The 17,852-nt window shown below is 45.7% G+C and carries 17 protein-coding genes; 2 read left to right on the plus strand and 15 right to left on the minus strand.

What is annotated here, in order from left to right; translation table 11 throughout:
- Nucleotides 1–13: 13 nt before the first annotated feature.
- Nucleotides 14–985 (minus strand): phosphate acetyltransferase, encoded by a 972-nt coding sequence (gene pta / locus ABZM97_RS19550; protein WP_087992763.1) that lies wholly within the window; start codon nucleotides 983–985, stop codon nucleotides 14–16.
- A 269-nt stretch (nucleotides 986–1,254) separates the two neighbouring features.
- On the opposite strand from pta, the gene hemQ reads away from it, so the two are divergent.
- Together hemQ and bacG are read left to right on the plus strand one after the other, a co-directional pair.
- A complete protein-coding gene (hemQ, locus tag ABZM97_RS19555; protein ID WP_141113419.1) occupies nucleotides 1,255–2,019 on the plus strand; it encodes a hydrogen peroxide-dependent heme synthase in 765 nt (254 codons plus the stop codon).
- Nucleotides 2,020–2,152: 133 nt separating this feature from the next.
- Nucleotides 2,153–2,932: an NADPH-dependent reductase BacG gene (bacG, locus tag ABZM97_RS19560; protein WP_087992764.1), complete on the plus strand. Its 780-nt coding sequence runs from the start codon at nucleotides 2,153–2,155 to the stop codon at nucleotides 2,930–2,932.
- Between the two features lie 271 nt (nucleotides 2,933–3,203).
- Here bacG and bacF read toward each other — a convergent pair whose 3' ends face one another.
- The 14 genes from bacF to ABZM97_RS19630 all read right to left on the minus strand — a co-directional run bounded on the left by bacF (nucleotide 3,204) and on the right by ABZM97_RS19630 (nucleotide 17,842).
- Nucleotides 3,204–4,403, minus strand: coding sequence for a transaminase BacF (gene bacF, locus ABZM97_RS19565; RefSeq protein ID WP_087992765.1), 1,200 nt, complete (start codon nucleotides 4,401–4,403; stop codon nucleotides 3,204–3,206).
- Nucleotides 4,404–5,588, minus strand: a complete 1,185-nt coding sequence (bacE, locus tag ABZM97_RS19570; protein WP_087992766.1) for a bacilysin exporter BacE — start codon at nucleotides 5,586–5,588, stop codon at nucleotides 4,404–4,406. It abuts the gene before it with no gap.
- Complete coding sequence (bacD, locus tag ABZM97_RS19575) at nucleotides 5,585–7,003, minus strand: alanine--anticapsin ligase (RefSeq protein ID WP_087992767.1); 1,419 nt, start codon at nucleotides 7,001–7,003, stop codon at nucleotides 5,585–5,587. The genes bacE and bacD overlap by 4 nt, the downstream gene beginning before the upstream one ends.
- An 18-nt stretch (nucleotides 7,004–7,021) precedes the next feature.
- Nucleotides 7,022–7,783 carry a dihydroanticapsin 7-dehydrogenase gene (gene bacC, locus ABZM97_RS19580; RefSeq protein WP_141113420.1) on the minus strand — a complete coding sequence of 254 codons (762 nt, stop codon included), beginning with the start codon at nucleotides 7,781–7,783 and terminating at the stop codon, nucleotides 7,022–7,024.
- Between the two features lie 2 nt (nucleotides 7,784–7,785).
- Nucleotides 7,786–8,493: a 3-((4R)-4-hydroxycyclohexa-1,5-dien-1-yl)-2-oxopropanoate isomerase gene (gene bacB / locus ABZM97_RS19585; RefSeq protein WP_087992769.1), complete on the minus strand. Its 708-nt coding sequence runs from the start codon at nucleotides 8,491–8,493 to the stop codon at nucleotides 7,786–7,788.
- A complete protein-coding gene (bacA, locus tag ABZM97_RS19590; protein ID WP_087992770.1) occupies nucleotides 8,483–9,097 on the minus strand; it encodes a prephenate decarboxylase in 615 nt (204 codons plus the stop codon). Before bacA ends, bacB begins: the two co-directional genes overlap by 11 nt.
- 151 nt (nucleotides 9,098–9,248) lie before the next feature.
- Nucleotides 9,249–10,487 (minus strand): MFS transporter, encoded by a 1,239-nt coding sequence (locus ABZM97_RS19595; protein WP_087992771.1) that lies wholly within the window; start codon nucleotides 10,485–10,487, stop codon nucleotides 9,249–9,251.
- 321 nt (nucleotides 10,488–10,808) lie between these two features.
- Nucleotides 10,809–12,356 (minus strand): L-glutamate gamma-semialdehyde dehydrogenase, encoded by a 1,548-nt coding sequence (gene pruA / locus ABZM97_RS19600; protein ID WP_367387073.1) that lies wholly within the window; start codon nucleotides 12,354–12,356, stop codon nucleotides 10,809–10,811.
- Between the two features lie 236 nt (nucleotides 12,357–12,592).
- Nucleotides 12,593–13,867 (minus strand): glutamate dehydrogenase, encoded by a 1,275-nt coding sequence (gene rocG, locus ABZM97_RS19605; RefSeq protein ID WP_087992773.1) that lies wholly within the window; start codon nucleotides 13,865–13,867, stop codon nucleotides 12,593–12,595.
- 184 nt (nucleotides 13,868–14,051) lie between these two features.
- Complete coding sequence (bslB, locus tag ABZM97_RS19610; RefSeq protein WP_003222098.1) at nucleotides 14,052–14,516, minus strand: biofilm surface layer hydrophobin BslB; 465 nt, start codon at nucleotides 14,514–14,516, stop codon at nucleotides 14,052–14,054.
- Between the two features lie 325 nt (nucleotides 14,517–14,841).
- Nucleotides 14,842–15,297 (minus strand): dTDP-4-dehydrorhamnose 3,5-epimerase family protein, encoded by a 456-nt coding sequence (locus tag ABZM97_RS19615; RefSeq protein ID WP_087992774.1) that lies wholly within the window; start codon nucleotides 15,295–15,297, stop codon nucleotides 14,842–14,844.
- Nucleotides 15,290–16,141 (minus strand): dTDP-4-dehydrorhamnose reductase, encoded by an 852-nt coding sequence (rfbD, locus tag ABZM97_RS19620; RefSeq protein WP_087992775.1) that lies wholly within the window; start codon nucleotides 16,139–16,141, stop codon nucleotides 15,290–15,292. Before rfbD ends, ABZM97_RS19615 begins: the two co-directional genes overlap by 8 nt.
- Before the next feature lie 13 nt (nucleotides 16,142–16,154).
- Nucleotides 16,155–17,102: a dTDP-glucose 4,6-dehydratase gene (rfbB, locus tag ABZM97_RS19625; RefSeq protein WP_087992776.1), complete on the minus strand. Its 948-nt coding sequence runs from the start codon at nucleotides 17,100–17,102 to the stop codon at nucleotides 16,155–16,157.
- Nucleotides 17,102–17,842 (minus strand): sugar phosphate nucleotidyltransferase, encoded by a 741-nt coding sequence (locus ABZM97_RS19630; protein ID WP_087992777.1) that lies wholly within the window; start codon nucleotides 17,840–17,842, stop codon nucleotides 17,102–17,104. The genes rfbB and ABZM97_RS19630 overlap by 1 nt, the downstream gene beginning before the upstream one ends.
- Nucleotides 17,843–17,852: the final 10 nt, after the last annotated feature.

The raw sequence follows: 17,852 nt of genomic DNA on the forward strand, positions 1-17,852 counted from the left end.
TCGTCTTCATTTATTACAGTGCTTGTACAGCTGTAATTAATGCGAGGTTGTAAACATCTTCAGCGTTACATCCTCTTGAAAGGTCGTTTACAGGCATATTTAAGCCTTGCAGAATTGGCCCTACCGCTTCAAAGTTGCCCAAACGCTGAGCGATTTTATAGCCGATGTTGCCTGCTTCAAGACTTGGGAATACGAATACGTTAGCGTCCCCTTTGATCTCGGAATCCGGCGCTTTTTTCTCAGCTACAGATGGAACAAATGCAGCATCAAATTGGAATTCTCCGTCAAGTGTCAGCTCAGGCGCTTTTTCTTTGGCGATTTTCACAGCATCCGCTACTTTTTCTGTTTCATCAGATTTAGCTGAGCCTTTTGTAGAGAAGCTGAGCATTGCCACGCGAGGCTCAATGTCGAACATTTTTGCCGTATTGGCACTTTCGATCGCAATTTCGGCAAGATCTTGGCTGTCAGGCGCAATGTTGATCGCGCAATCCGCGAATACGTATTGCTCTTCTCCGCGAGCCATGATGAAGACGCCGGAAGTCTTTTTCACGCCTTCTTTTGTTTTGATGATTTGAAGAGCCGGGCGGACAGTGTCGGCTGTTGAATGAGCCGCTCCGCTAACAAGTCCGTGTGCAAGCCCTTTGTACACCAGCATTGTACCGAAGTAGTTCTCGTCTAATAATGCTTTTCGAGCCTGTTCTTCTGTCGCTTTGCCTTTACGGCGTTCAACGAATGCTTGTACAAGGTCTTCCATGCCTTCATATGTATGTGGATCATAAATCTGAACGCCATCCAGTGCCAGATTCAGTTCTTTCGCTTTTGCTTGAATTTCATTTTCATTGCCGACCACAATCGGATTCAGCACCTTGTTTCCTGCAAGCTTGCTGACAGCTTCTAAAATACGCTCGTCTAAACCTTCAGGAAATACAATTTTAACGTCTTTTCCAGCTACTTTTTCTTGCACTGTTGAAAATAAATCTGCCACAATAAAACCTCCTCAAAAAGTTACAAAAACGCTTTCTTTTACTAGCATACTCTTCTTCCAACCAAATTCAAACAGCCAACTTTCATTATAGCGCTTTCACAAAAAAATCTTATTTTTCTAACTAATTTAACTGACTCATTTTCCCCTTATAGTTTCTCTTATTTTTATGGATTTATACAAAAGGGATGTTCAAGGTTTCTCCACAGTAGAAACGGATAAACTATGGTATAGTGAAGGCAATCATGAAATGGTAATAGGAGTGAAGATAAATGAGTGAACAGCAAATGACGAATGAAGCGGCCAAAACGCTTGACGGCTGGTATGCGCTTCATGATTTCCGCACAATGGACTGGACTTCCTGGAAGCTGCTGTCCAGTGATGAGCGCCAATCTATTATACATGAATTCACAGGATTGCTTGAAAAATGGGGCGTGGCACAAAAAGAAGGAAAAGGGTCGCAAGCGCTTTACAGCATCGTCGGCCAAAAAGCTGATTTTATGCTGATGATTCTTCGTCCTACAATGGAAGAATTAAATGAAATTGAGCTCGAATTCAACAAATCAAGACTTGCTGAGTTCACTATTCCGGCTTACTCCTACGTATCAGTGGTAGAGCTGAGCAACTACTTGGCAAGCGGCGACGGCGACCCTTACGAAAATCCGCATGTGCGTGCGCGCCTTTACCCTGAACTGCCGGAATTTAAATATGTATGCTTCTATCCAATGGATAAAAGAAGATCCGGCAATGACAACTGGTACATGCTTTCAATGGAAGAACGCAGAAACTTGATGAGAAGCCACGGCTTAATCGGCCGCAGCTATGCGGGCAAAGTCAAACAAATCATCACCGGCTCCGTCGGCTTTGACGATTACGAGTGGGGCGTTACATTATTCAGTGATGATGTGCTTCAATTCAAAAAGCTTGTGTATGAAATGCGTTTTGACGAAGTCAGTGCCCGCTACGGAGAATTCGGTTCATTCTTTGTCGGCAATCGCCTTTCGCTTGAGACACTTCCTCAATTCCTATATGTATAATATCTGTTCCCGCCCTAGACGGCGGGAGTTTTTTTGATTCCCTCTTATCAGAATTTAAATAAAATTTGCTATTTTCTCTGTTTTTTCTTACGATGTAGTTAATAATCCAATTTTTTCAAAGGGGTGCAGTTATTTGTCAAAACGAACCGCATTTATTATGGGAGCCAGTCAAGGGATCGGAAAAGCAATCGCTCTGAAATTAGCAGACCAGCAATTTTCCGTCGTCATTAATTCGCGAAACTTGGATAATATTGAACCTGTCAAAGAAAACATTTTGGCCAAACATCCTGAAGCGAGTGTCATTGTTTTGGCGGGTGATATGTCTGACCAGCATACGAGAGCCGGCATTTTCCAAAAAATCGAATCTCAATGCGGTCGGCTTGATGTTCTGATTAATAATATTCCAGGCGGCGCGCCTGACACATTTGATAACTGTCATATAGAGGATATGACAGCCACGTTCACACAGAAAACCGTCGCTTATATTGACGCGATCAAACGTGCCTCCTCACTGATGAAGCAAAACGAGTTTGGCAGAATCATCAACATTGTCGGAAATTTGTGGAAAGAACCCGGCGCCAATATGTTCACAAACAGTATGTTGAATGCCGCTCTAATTAACGCCAGTAAAAATATTTCCATCCAGCTTGCTCCTCACAACATTACTGTCAACTGCCTGAATCCTGGTTTTATCGCTACAGACCGTTACCATCAATTTGTGGAAAATGTAATGAAAAAAAACAGCATATCCAAACGGGAAGCAGAGGAACAGATTGCTTGCGGAATTCCGATGAAACGTGTCGGATCAGCAGAAGAAACCGCAGCGCTCGCCGCGTTTCTCGCATCTGAGGAAGCCTCCTATATCACCGGACAGCAAATTTCCGCGGACGGAGGCAGCATGAAAAGCATATAAAAAATCCCGCTTTTTAGCGGGATACCAGATTGTTGACAAAATCCTATAACGACTTTCGTTTTAGGATTTTGTCATCTTTTCAGCGTGATTGAAAACCTTTGAAGTCTAGGAAGGACGAGCATCGGAGCAGACTTTCACAGGATGTGATGACGGCGGCGTTTAAGCAGGACGCCTAAGCATTTAGCCGCCGTTCCTTTCGGTCATTGTGAGCACCGATGCGCAAGCCTGACAACGAATGCGAAGATTTGCCGACACGCTGAAATCCTGCTTTTTAGCGGGATACTTCTTGTAATGATGCAAACGGCAGGTTCAGCTTTTGAATCCGCATGACAAATTCCCGCAGATCCTCCTGCTTTGACACCATTGATATTCTGACATGCCTTTTTCCGTTGCTTCCGAATATTTCGCCCGGTGTGACAACGACATGGGCATGCTCCAACAAGTAATCAGAGAATTGGTGAGATGTCTCAAACATTTTCGGAATCTCAGCCCATACGTAAAATGTTCCTTTTGGCTTTTCCATCTTCCAGCCCAATTCCTTTTCACACAGCCCCGTAAAAAAGTCAATTCGTTCCTCGTAGATTCTTTTCAAGGATTCCGTTTGCTCAGGATCTCCTGAAAGCGCCGCGCTTGCCGCCTGCTGCAGCCCGCCGAACATGCCGACAAATACATGATCCTGAAATTCATTGACGGCCTGAATGATCTTTTCATTCCCGACCGCAAACGCCATTCTCCAGCCGGCCATATTAAATGTTTTTGAAAATGAATAAAGCTCCGCCCCGACTGCTTTGGCATCTTCTGCCCCTAGAAAGCTGGCCGGTTTGTTATCAAATTCAAACGCTCCGTACGCAAAATCATGGATCAAGTGGATCTTGTGCTCTTTCGCAAAAGCAGCCGCTTTTGCATAAAAAGCCGCATCGGCTACGGCTCCCGTCGGGTTATTCGGATAGTTTAAAAACATGAGCTTCGCTTTTTCCAGCACGGCGGGATCGATCTTTTCAAAATCGGGCAGATAGCCATTTTCTTCATACAGCGGCATTTCGTGCAGCTCAGCTCGCGCCATCGTAATCCCTGACAAGTATTCAGGATAGCCTGGATTCGGGACCAAAGCGATGTCTCCCGGGTTGAGCAGGCATTGTGTCAGCACATACAAGCCGGCTTTCCCGCCGCCGAAGAGCGCAACTTCCGTTTCAGGATTGATTGAGACTCCGTATTCTCTTTTATAGAAAGCAGCGATGGCTTCCTTCAAAAAAGGATAGCCTCTGAATGGGCCGTATCCGTGAAACGACGGATTCAGAGACGCCTCCCGCAAAGCCTCCACAATATGAGGCGGAGTGGGAAGATCAGGGTTTCCCTGTCCGAGATTAATGATATGGGCCCCCGTTTTTTCCAATTCCTTCACCTTTTGAAAAACGAGCGAAAACTCTTGCCTTGGAAGTGTCTTGATGACGTCGGACGGTGTTATTTCCATCTAATAGACTCCTTTTTGCTCCGTTTTGTGATCCCGTTCCAAAAACGATTTGTTGACGAGCTTCGTATGCAAAAACAATCCGCTTACCATAACAACAATCAGCCCCATAATGACCGGAGCGTTGAAGACGTTGATTAACATTGAACCAACAGAAATGCATAATCCGATAGACGCTTCCGCCACCGAAAAAATGCGCCCCTGAATCTGGTTCGCCGCGTTCTCCTGAACCTTCACCTTTGCAAGCACTTCCCCGTATTCCATCGCGATGAAAAAGAGAATTGCGGCGATGACAGAGACAGCGAAAATCGGCGTGAATAAAAACAGCGCCAGCGAGACAATGGATAGTACGGTAAAGTACGTCAGGCCTTTATTGTTGTTAAAACCCCACTTGCTGACAAGCACCGCTCCGATAAAGCCGCCGAAGCCGATGCAGAACGTGAGAATAAAGTTGCCGATTTCCCCATCACCCAGAAAGCGGCTGACAATCGGAAAATAGCTGTAGACGATGCCCCATAAAAGCGCCATCGTAACCATCGTAAACATAGCGTTTAACACGAACGCGTTTGTTTTGATTTCTTTCAGGCCTTCTTTAAACGACTGAAAGGCTTCCCTTACGTTTTCCGACTGAATCGGGACATATTGCAGCTGGATGCGGCTGATAAAAAATGCCGAAATCAAGTATGTCACACCATTAAAGGCAACAGCCAGCTCTACAGAACCGCCTAACAGAAAAAGCCCTCCTGCAGCCGCCCCGACGATAATGGAGATGGTCGTCGCTTTTGCGAATAACGTGTTGATGTTTTTAATATCTGATTCCAATGATGACATGACAGCGAGACGGGCCGGATTAAAAAACACGCCGCTTCCATAAGAAATAAACAGAAGGGCCAGAAAAATCAGCGGATACTCGCCTTTTGGAAGAAACATGAGCCCCAAAAAGATCAAACCCCTGATGATATCCGTCCACAGCATGATCTTAATTCTGTCTAACCGGTCGACCAGAACCCCCAAAAACGGCTGGAACACCATCGGAATGCTTCTGACCACGATGACCCCCGACGTCACCCAATAGTCATGATAATATGTAGACAAAATGAGCAGGGCCGGGAGAACACAATAGTCTCCCATAAACGATAGCGCCTGCCCGTAAAGCAAGTATTTAGAATTGGGCTTCAACTGTTTCATACTGGCAGCACATACTTTGCCGTCAGCTTCGCATACAGTTGAATTTGTCTGATTGAATCAGCCACATCCTGTGAATTGCTGCCTCTCAGTTCAAAGGCAACAATGGAATTGAAGGCTTCAAACAGTGTCAAATCAACTGATGTGCCTGGTGCCGCAGCCGAAAAAGAAACGATTTCTGTATCACCCTTCAATAGCCCGTCCGGAATATCGATCGCTTCAATCACCAAATCCTCTGCAGTTTCAGGAATCTGGCCATTTTGTTTGAAATGCTGAGGATATAAATGGCAGTCAGCGACATAGTAAGGCTCTTGATCTAATAATCCGTCCGGCAGATCGGCGTCTTTTCCGAAACAGAGAACATCTAATAATAATTGCGCCATATCAAGACCGAAAACCTTTTTAATGTTAGGAATCATATTCCAGCCGGCGAATCTGGCCGCCGACTCTATTAAACCTGGTTCTCTATTTTTCATTAGCTTGATTTCTGTATGTGTGGCGCAATTTTGCAGTCCAAGCCCTTCATTTGCCTTTTTGGCGGCTTCAACAATTTTCTTTTTCGCCTCTTCATCAAGAATGGACGGCGTAATATGTGATGTTTCTGTAAATCCGATTTGCGGCGTTTTGTCATGAATGGCGATCGGGAAATACTCACCGTCCGCCATGATGCCTTCTATGCTGATATAGTCGGAGTAGCCTTCTGTTTGATACCAGTCTCCGTACTCACCCTGTAAAAATTCTTCAGCAATAAACGGCGCTTCAAATGTGACCGCCTTCGGCACGTTAATCGATTTCAGGTAGTCATTGACTCTGTTAAATTCAGCTTCTGCCGTCTCAGTGTCCGTAATCAGCGTTACGCCGATTGAACTCGCTAAGTATGTAGGCTTTAAAATAAGGGGTGTGCCGATCTCTTCAAGTGCGGCACGGAAATCTTCAAGAGTTGTGACCCGTTTGTTTTTGATCGATTTCACTCCCGCTTTATTAAAAGCGTCTCTCATTTTATTTTTATCTCTGGCATTTTCGGCAGCCTGCACTCCGGCGCCCCTTAGGCCCAGACGTTCACAGGCTTTCGCCATCGGGGCAATGAATAATTCATTGTTTGTGGTGATGGCATCCGCTTCAAACATTTCGGCAACCTTGACGATTTGCTCGACGACCTCTTCTTCAGGCTTGTCATGATCCTCATGCGCCCAATAAATTGAATCGGGATGCTCAAAATCAGCTAAGCTCTGAAAATAGTCTTTATCTTTTATAACCGCGACCGAGTATTTTTCAATCAGTGCTGCATGAGAGGCTGTAATTGCAAAAGGCCTTGGAATAAAGCTGACCAGATTATACTTTTCAGCAGCGCTTTTATAAAACATGTGCGGCGGGCAGCCTCCAAGATCAGCGATGACCAATACTGTTTTTCTCTCCATATGTAAAACACTCCTTATCTATTGTGCGGTGTATCCTCCGTCTGCGGTGAGGGCGCTTCCGGTCATATAGCTTGATAAATCTGAGGCTAAAAACAGCATCACGTTTGCGATTTCTTCGGGTTTCCCGAGCCTCAGCAGCGGATTTACCTTTGCCTTTTCTTTTTTGATCTCTTCAAGTGTGCCTTCATTATTTTCAAGGAATGATTTTTCATTTAGCGGTGTGTCGATAATCCCCGGGCATACGCAGTTGACGCGAATTTGATGTTTCGCATAATCAACGGCCATTGACCGCGTCAGCTGCAAAACGCCTCCTTTGCTGGCGTTATAGGCAGGAATATCAGGCCATGCCACGAGTCCGCCGACTGAGCATGTATTAATAATGTTGCCCTTGCCGGCAGCCAGCATATGCTTGAGTGCGTACTTGCTCATTAAAAACGTGCCGGTCAAATTGACTTGAAGCACCTTATTCCAATCGCTTAGCTCCATTTCGTGAATGGGAGCCACGATTTCGATTCCCGCGTTATTAATCAATACATCCAACCCTCCAAATGTATCGACCGCCGATTGAACAGCGTGCTGACAGGCAGCTTCGTCTGTGATGTCCGTTTGCACAAAGTGCAGCCTGTCATGATTTTCTTTCCGGACCATTGCTTCTCCCTGCGCCTCGTCAATATCCGCCACAACCACATTGGCCTGCTGGTTCAAAAAAGCCTGAACCGCAGCATAACCAATGCCTGATGCGCCTCCTGTTATAAGGACGGTTTTATCGGTGAGGTTCATAATCACTCATCCGCCTTTATTTTTTTTGCTTTTGCCCTGTTGTAGCGCGGCGGGAAGAAGATGTTAATGGATTTTGATTCTTTTTCTGAGCGGTTGATGGCGCCGTGATCTTCCCGAGGCTCACAGAAATAGGCTGTACCGAATTTCATGTCCACCGTGCAGCCTTCGACCGTCATGTCGTAACCGCCGCCGATGCAGATGCCGATTTGTTCATTCCGATGTTTATGGAAAGGCATTTCTCCGCCGTTTCCAGGGATTTTGGCCAGCATGATTTCCACCCAGTCCTCTACAAAGAACGTGACTTCCATGCCGGGCAATAGGTCTCTTGTTTTGAAAATATTCAAAAAATAGTCCTCAGGACTTGTATATGTTTCATCAGCTTTCAGCCGCTTGATATCAATCGCAATGACTTCTTGGTCTGTGTCGTTTCTAGCCCCGTGAGGCACATCCGGCGGCGCGATGTAGGCAGATTCCAAAGCCGTCATTTTTCTCGTCACATCTCCGACAGTCATCATCAGCTCGCCTGAAACGACCATGCCGATTTGGACTTCCTTATGCTGATGGGGTTCAACGTTCGTATGCGGCGGAACGTAAGACATTAATACCTCAGTGTCGCCGCGCACGGTTGAATACTGTCTCACACCGTTTTCCCATTCTATTAATTTCGGTGTTGGGAAATAAAGCTCCTGCATATCTTCTTTAGTTTTCATAATCAACGTCTCCTTTTCCGAATAATGACCAACTCATAGGAATGCTTTTAAATGTTTTCACAAATGTAAGCCCGTACTTTTGCCGTGCAAGCTCATTCGTTAAAGCAATGTCATACAAGCCTTCTTTTACTTTTCTTGCAGCTTGACTGGTCGAATTGACCAATTTGAAACGTACTTCTTTGCGGGTAAAATATTTGATTAAATTAATGGGTGAAGGATGTGAAACAATAACAGATAAATCAAGCATATCGTCGCTGAATTCAAAGTCAGGACGAACAGCCAGGCCGTACATCGGTGTATCGCACCTGAAGATTTGCAAAAGCTGCAAATCGGGCCTCATGTAGAAATGCTTAATGCCGTCGTAAGCGTGTGGGACGATGGTATATTCCAGCGGGCTTTGAAGCGTCCTTTCGATGCATGATTCAAATGTATCATGCAAGGACAATTTACTGTTCAGCCCCTGCAGAAGAGTAAAATTGGAGATGAAATGCTTTGCTGCGTACTCACTGCTTGTCCCCTCAGGGCCGAGCGTGTTGACTGTAATCAATTTGGATATTGAATCAGTTCTGTTTTTTATCTGAATGCTATTATCCAATATTATCATGAGCACCAACCAATCTTTTAAAATTTTAAGTAAATTTTATCCAGAGAAAATCGAACTGTCAACATTTTTTGAAAATACTGATAATTATTCCCGTACAAACAGAAAAACCCTTAAAAAAGGGTTTTTTATTATAGGCATTTAGAAACTTTCTTTATTGGCATAAGGAATGATCGGCTTTCTGCTCATGTTTGCCGTACTTTTTATATGCGAATACACTGAGCACAAATCCGAGTACGGTGATGGCGGCGCAAATCAATCCGACAGCTGCATAACCGTATCCCACATATACAGGTCCCATCAAAGCAGATCCTAATGTCACAGCCAGATTCGAGGCAAGGCTGTAAAACACCATGATTTTCCCGCGATGATGCTCTGAGCAGTCACTCAAAATGGTGCTGAGCAGCGTCACCGTCAAGCTTTGCATTAACCCCCAAATAAATAGGCTGACGATTAACAGAATCATTGAAGCCGGCGCATAGGCTAAACAGGCCAGCAGCACGCTGATGACCCCCAGCGCAATCAACAGGGAGCGCATTTTTCCGATGCGGTCGGCTATCTTTCCTGTAATCACACTCATGGAAAACCCAATGCCGTAAATCATGATAAATAAGCCCGCAGCTGTATTTCCTCCGGTAAAAATGTCCTGAAGATAGGAGCCTAAAAATGAATACATACCGTAAAAACCAATCATATTACAAAAGGTTATCGTGATATAAACGGGTACGCGCGGGACTTTCAGCGCGTCCCGGAATGTTCCAGCCGGCTCTTCTTTTTCTTCCTTGCCGCTGTTTTTTTGCTCGGCATGACGGCGTATTTCAAGAAGGGTCAGCAAAACAACCAGAACGCCCATCAAGGCGAATATCCAAAATGTCCATCTCCAATGCAGGACGCCGCCGATAAATGATCCGAGCGGCACACCGAAAATCAGTGCCAGCGACCAGCTTGAAACGATCAGTCCCATCACCTTGCCCCGGTATGTATAAGGAACACGATCCCCGACAACTGCGTAAGCGGTCGGCACAAACGCTCCCGCAGCCAATCCCGACAGCGCCCGGCCCAAAAAGAAGAATAAGATATTTTGGGCTAAAGCGCATATTACTGTTCCTATGATAAAAATGATAAGACTTGCCATTAAACTAAGTTCTCTCGAATATTTATCGCCTAAAGGAACCAGAAGCGGCGCACCGATAAAAATCATCACGCCGTAAATACTGATAGATAACGCAAGGACACTGACATCTGAGTTGAAGGCTTTTGCTAAATCCGGCAGCAGCGGTGAGATCACAAGTTCTTCAGATCCGGCCGCAAATACCCCCATCGTTAAAGCCAGTGCTAACAATAGCGGAAAATGATGTTTTGTTTTGATGTCATTGTTTTGTTTACTGTTCATTCTCCCTCAAACACCTCTTCCATAATCTTCATAAAGTTGAATTCATTTTAGCATTGTTTTTTCGCAATTTACAATTCGAACGTAATCTTTATTATTTTTATTGTTTTCATTTAAATTTTAATACAGATTTTAATATTTCATTTAAAAATTACGAGAAACGTTAACGCTACTTATGGAAAGCCAATGGCATTTAGTTTACTCGGATGATCAGACGACACCGTAAAAAAGCTCTCCGATTCTCCGGAGAGCTTTTTCTATTGCGCCTCTGCCTGTTTAAATCGTGCGGTCAGCTACAGAACGCACGGTTTTGTTTCTCTCAAATCAAAAAGCTTCGGACGTTGTTTTGGCTTGCATATGAAGAATTAAATAATCCGGGCCGCCTGCTTTTGAGTCTGTTCCGGACATATTAAAACCGCCGAACGGCTGATACCCGACAATCGCTCCGGTACAGCCTCTGTTGAAGTATAAGTTTCCGACATGGAAATCTTCTCGCGCCCGTTCAATGTGCGCACGGTTTTTCGTCAGCAGTGCGCCTGTTAATCCGTATTCCGTGTTATTTGCAATCTCCAGCATATGATCGAAATCACGCGCTTTGCAGATCGCAACAACCGGGCCGAAAATTTCTTCCTGCATCAGGCGCGCGTTTTCATCAACGTCTGCAAAGATCGTCGGCTGAATAAAGTAGCCTTTTGAATCATCGCCTTCGCCGCCGGTCAACAGTTTGCCTTCAGATTTGCCGATTCCAATATATGACATGACTTTGTTGTAGGACGCTTCATGAATGACTGGGCCCATATACGTATCAGGATCCTCCGGATTGCCGGCAGTCAGCGTTTTGGTAAGTGCCACAGCTTTCTCCACTACTTCATCATAAACATCCTGATGGATGACCGCGCGAGACCCTGCTGAACACTTCTGTCCTGAAAATCCAAACGCTGAATACACGATAGAGGATGCAGCAAGGTCTAGATCAGCATCCTTGTCGATTAGCACCGTGTCTTTGCCGCCCATCTCTGCAATGACCCGTTTCAGCCATTTTTGGCCCGGCTGCACTTTGGAGGCGCGCTCATAAATCCGGCAGCCAACCGCTCGGGAACCTGTAAATGAGACAAACCGCGTTTTCGGATGCTCTACTAAGAAATCGCCGATCTCCGCTCCATCTCCCGGAATATAATTCAGCACACCGTTTGGCAAACCGGCTTCCTCCATGACCTCAACAAATTTTGCAGCCACGACCGGCGCCGCGTCAGCCGGTTTTAAGAGAATCGTATTTCCTGTCACAATCGCTGCCGCCGCAGTACCTGCCATAATCGCAAGCGGGAAATTAAATGGAGAAATGACGATGCCGACGCCAAGCGCTTCGTAATGATATTGATTGAATTCGCCAGCACGGCTCTTTACCGGAGCCCCTTCCTTAAGGTTTAACATTTGGCGCGCGTAAAACTCTAAAAAGTCTATCGCTTCAGCCGTGTCCGCATCTGCTTCCTTCCACGGTTTTCCCGCTTCCTTTACAAGATAGCCTGAAAATTCATGCTTTCTTCTGCGTAAAATAGTTGCTGCTTTAAAGAGGATATTGGCGCGGTGCTCCGGTCTTTGTTTTTTCCAGGATACAAATGCCTGCAATGCGGCTTGCATCGCTTTTTCAGCAAGCTCTTGATCCGCTGTAGACGCGTACCCAATGACCTCTTCTTTATTGGCCGGGTTTATTGAAACCATTTTGCGGTCTGTTTCGATTTTTTCTCCATTGATGACAAGCGGATAATGCTTGCCGAGCTGAGTGTTTACAAAGGCCAATGATTCTTGAAATGCTGTTCGATTCTTTGCCTCCGTAAAATCAGTAAATGGTTCGTGCGCGTATGAAACTGTCATATGTAATCCCCCTCATGTCCTAAAAAATGCCTTGGCATAAATTAAAAATGCAAGAATCATACCAATATCTTGTCTTTTGCTGAAAAAACTTGTTGAATTGTACAGAAATTTGTCTAACAGGAGATCACCTAGCTCTTTTTCCGATCACGAAATGCAAATTTATTTTGCACATTCTGCTTTTCCGAAAAGGATAAAATGCAAAATTTGTTTGCATCTGAAAGATTCTCCTTCCGAATTCACACCCACCCGCGGAATCGCGATGCTTCTGCCGATTTTCTGATGCCCGTCATGTAAGCCCCCAAACGCATGTCTACTTTATGTGCGGCCGCTGTCTGATAAATCGTTTCGAACGAATTAACCATGACGTTTCTCAGTTTTTCCGCAACCTCTTCTTCCGGCCAATAGTATCCTTGGTTGTTTTGCACCCATTCAAAATAAGAAACCGTGACGCCGCCGGCACTCGCCAGAATATCAGGCACGAGGAGCACGCCTCTTTCGTTCAGGATCTTCGTGGCATCAATGGTTGTCGGGCCATTCGCCGCTTCAACGACAATTGACGCCTGAATGTGATGTGCGTTTTTGGCTGTGATTTGATTGGCGATCGCCGCGGGCACTAAAATATCGCAATCCTTTTCAAGCAGTTCCTCATTTGTGATGACATCTGTAAATAAATTGGTGACCATGCCGAAGCTGTCCCGCTTATCGAGCAAATAAGGGATATCAAGGCCGTCCGGGTTGTAGAGCCCGCCGTGGGCATCCGAAATCCCGATCACCTTCGCGCCGGCATCATGCATGAATTTGGCCAGAAAGCTCCCCGCGTTTCCAAAGCCCTGTATGATGATGCGCGCGTTTTGCAGCTTGATCCCTTTTTTCTTAACCGCCTCTTCAATACAAATCGTGACGCCCTGTGCCGTTGCCGTTTCCCGGCCTTGCGATCCGCCTAAAACGATTGGTTTCCCTGTAATAAAGCCTGGAGAATCGAATTCCCGGAGCCGGCTGTACTCATCCATCATCCACGCCATAATTTGCGAGTTGGTGTACACATCGGGAGCTGGAATATCCTTTGTCGGGCCGACGATCTGGCTGATGGCACGGACATACCCCCTGCTCAGCCTTTCCAGTTCTCCAAATGACATTGTCCGCGGATCACAAATAATACCGCCCTTTCCGCCGCCATAAGGAAGATTGGCAATCCCGCACTTGAGCGTCATCCAAATGGATAATGCCTTCACCTCCTCTTCGCTGACTTCAGGATGGAAACGCACGCCCCCCTTTGTCGGACCGACAGCATCATTGTGCTGCGACCGGTAGCCTGTATACACTTTGACACTGCCGTTATCCATTTTTACCGGAATACGGACGGTAAGCATTCTCTGCGGCTCTTTCATGAGTTCATACATATCGCCCGGATAGCCCAGCTTCCGCAGGGCTTCCTTAATGATCGTTTGGGTAGACAGAAATAAATTAAGAGCTTCTTTTTCCTCGTCTTTCTTGACTTGCTTTTCTGACATCTTTTTCACCTCATTATTTTTTGACCGGCTTAAAATGTAAGCGCTTTAAAAATTTTCCGCCGATCAATTCCTTTCTTCATTGGATTCACCCTTATCATCATGCAAGATCCGTACCAGTTTTTTAAATCAACAAAAAAGAGACTGAAAATATCTCAGCCTCTGATCACATCTATTCATTAACGAGTTAACGAGGGTCAATCACCAGCTGCGTTTCAGCGTAAAAACTGCCGATTCCCAAACCGTTCACAACATCGCCTTTAATCGTGTAAGTGCCTGCGCGCGGAAGGGTTTTGCGCACCATGACGAGGTCAAATTCAGTTGCGCCTAATAAATCAAGCGTAAGCGGGAGTCTAACTGTTTTTCCATCGTTTAAAATCTGTGTTTCTTTCAGTGTTCTTCCATTCACTGAATCTCTTGTCGTGGCATGGAACCCGTCAGGAAATCGGAATTCTACCGCTCCTAGAGAAAGTACCGCGTTTGGTTTATACGTCACTTCAATATCGGAAGTGGTCCACTCTTTTGTGCTGTTGATCGTTTTAGCTTCAATTGATGCAGACTGCGCATGAGCTTGGCCTGAAGGAAGCAAGATTGATAGTAAAACAGCTGAACTGATGAATAGTGAAGATACGAATGAAGTTCTTTTTAACATGACATTTCCCCCTCAAATCACAGTTAATATTTGGCCAGAGCGTCCTCTGCAGAAAAAGTATGTTTCTGTCATTCGCGAATTTCCAATTCTTTTTCTTAAAAATTAATCTAACACCAATCCATATGGAAGTAAATGCTTTTTCAGGAATATTAGAACTTGGTTTTTTTTGTGAGTTCCATCCTATTTATACAAGGTTCCTACAGACTATTTTTTCTCTCGTTTTCTAGCTACACCCGCCTGTTGATCTCTATCTTTTATCCTATTTTGAAAAAGGACAAAAAAAATCGAAGATGCCTCCGCTCTTCGATTGATCACGTTCCTATCTTTATCTGAATTCGGTATTCCAGTTAAAACCGATCGTCTCATCATTCCACGGAATTCTTTTTTCATCAGGTTGATCCGCGTTATACGACATGGTCGTGAAGTAGATAATCGTCAGCGGCTTCTCTCCCAGCACTCTGTATCCGTGGGCAACCCCTTTAGGGATCAATAATAGCATCGGGTTATCTTCGCCCATGTAATAAACGCCAGTTTCTCCTTTTGTCTTTGAGTCCTCTCGAAGATCGTAAAGGACAACCTGAGCATGGCCGGTTGGGAAGAACCAAAGATCATCTTGCTTCTCATGATAATGGAATGCCTTAATCACACCTGGATAGCTTTTCGACCAAGAGGCCTGCCCGAAATGCTCAAGAAGGTTCTCATCATCCCGAACCAACTCGGCAAAAAATCCTCTGTCATCACTGTGCTTCGTCAATTTTTTCACCTTGACTCCATCAATCACGTGCACTGCTCCTTTCCCGCAAATATGCCCGTAACGCTTCTCGCCAATGGCGAGGGCGAATGCCGGCTTCTTCAATGGCCTGATGGCTCAGAACAGAATAAGCCGGACGGGGCGTTTTGTTTCCGTATTCTTCAGTCGTGACAGGCAAAATGACTGTGGCCAGCCCGCTTTCTTCCATAATGGCCTTCGCAAATTCATACCAGCTGCATATGCCTGAATTGCTGACATGATAAATGCCCGGCGGATGGCTGAACAGCTTGATGACCGCTTCCGCTAAATCCTTTGTATAGGTCGGCGAACCCATTTGATCGCTTACAACCCGCAGCTCTTGTTTCGTTTCAGCAAGCTTCAGCATGGTTTGAACGAAATTGCTGCCGCCGTGTCCGTACACCCACGACGTTCTGATGATCGTGCTGTCTTTTGTCGCTAATCGAATCAGTTCTTCTCCGAGCTTTTTGCTTTTGCCGTAGATGGTATTTGGATTTGGAGGATCGTCTTCCCTGTATGGCTGGGTTCCTTTCCCGTCGAATACATAGTCCGTGCTGATATGAACATATTGAGCGCCGATGCGGGTTGCCTCAAGAGCTGTATAATAAGCGCCGATTCCGTTAATCAAGTACGCTTTATCAAGTTCTGTCTCGCATTGATCAACCGATGTAAACGCGGCCGCATTAACCACGATATCCGGCTGATAATGGCCAAACGAATGCCGTACTGAGCGCTGGTCAGCAATGTTCATCATCTTCTTTGTTAATGCAATGACCTCATATCCAGTTTGCTTCAGCTGGCGGCACAGTTCCCGGCCAAGCTGTCCTCCCGCACCAGTCACCAATACCTTTGTCAATCGGATCACCTTCTCATCGGTCATTGTCGGTATACCAGCGAATCGTACGCGCAATGCCTTTTTCAAACGGCACTTCCTGCCGCCAGCCCAGTTCGTTTTTCAGCTTTGATGCATTGATCGCATAGCGCCGGTCATGCCCTTTTCGGTCTTCCACGTGTGCGAACAATTCCTCACAGCCCAAATGCTTCATGATGATGCTCGCCAGCTCTTTATTTGTGCGTTCATTCCCGCCGCCGATGTTATACACCTCACCATCTGTTCCTTTTTCTAAAATCAGCTTGATGGCGCGGCAATGATCCTCCGCAAACAGCCAATCTCGGATCTGGAGCCCATCGCCGTACAGCGGAACTGGAAGTCCTTGCTTCGCATGGCGGATAATCGTCGGAATCATTTTTTCGCTGTGCTGGTAAGGGCCGTAATTGTTGCTGCATCGTGTAATAATGGCCGGAAGCTTGTGGGTTTTGACATAAGATAACACAAGCAAATCAGAGCTTGCCTTGCTGGCTGAATATGGGTTATTAGGAGAAAGCGGCGTCGTTTCAGTAAACGCGGGATCTTCCGCTTCTAAATCCCCGTACACCTCATCTGTTGAAATATGAATCAGCTTCTTGGCTTTTCCCTGCAAAACCGCTTCCGCCAATCGGTATGTTCCCATGACATTTGTGGTGATAAACGGCTCTGCTTGGGAAATGCTTCTGTCTACATGCGATTCCGCAGCGAAGTGAATCACGCCGTCATACGTCTCATCAAACGCGCGGTCGATATCCTCCTGAACACTGATATCCCCTTTCACAAAGCGAAATCGGCTGTTTTCCTTTAATTTTTCCATTTCCTCCAAGTGGCTGGCGTACGTCAGTTTATCTAAAACGGTAATGCGCGCATCCGTTTCCTTCAGCATGAGCTTTGTAAACGTGAGCCCGATGAAGCCGGCCCCGCCCGTAATTAAATATGATTTTGCCATCACTGTTCGTCCTGTCCTTTCTGTAAAGCCCGGTGTACAAGCTGAGAGGCGAGATGAAGCGATTCGTGAGTTCCGGCATCGACCCACCAGCCTGATAACACATCATACGTAAGCTGGCTGTTTTCGATGTATAGATTATTCACATCAGTGATTTCCAGCTCGCCGCGCTTTGACGGTGATATTTGTTCAATATACGAAAATACCTCCGCATCATACATATAAATGCCGGTTACGCAAAGGTTGGTCGGCGGATGTGCGGGCTTCTCGATAATGGAACGAATCCGCTTGTTTTTCTCATCAATTTCAGCAATCCCGAAGCGCTCCGGATCATCAACTTCTTTCAGCAGCACCTTTGCTCCTTTTCCCTGCTGTTCAAAGCGCTCCGTAAAAGGCTTTAATGAATCTTCGAATATATTATCACCTAATAATAAAATGAAAGACTCTTTTTTCGTAAAGCGTTTTGCATAAGACAGCCCATCCGAAATACCCGATGCGGCAGGCTGGACCTGATAAGTGATTGTGACGCCAAGCTCTTCCCCGTTCCCAAGCAGCTTGAAAAACTGCGGCATATGATCTTTTTGGCTGATGAGTAAAATGTCTTTTATTCCGGCTTCCTCCAGCTTCATAATCGACCAGTAAATCATCGGATACGGGCCTACAGGAAGCAAATGCTTGTTGACGGCTTTCGTTAAGGGCATAAGGCGTGAGCCGTTTCCTCCGGCTAAAATTACACCTTTCACAGTAACACTT

The organism is Bacillus vallismortis (assembly GCF_040784915.1).
In the GTDB taxonomy this organism is placed as follows: Bacteria; Bacillota; Bacilli; order Bacillales; family Bacillaceae; genus Bacillus; species Bacillus subtilis_G.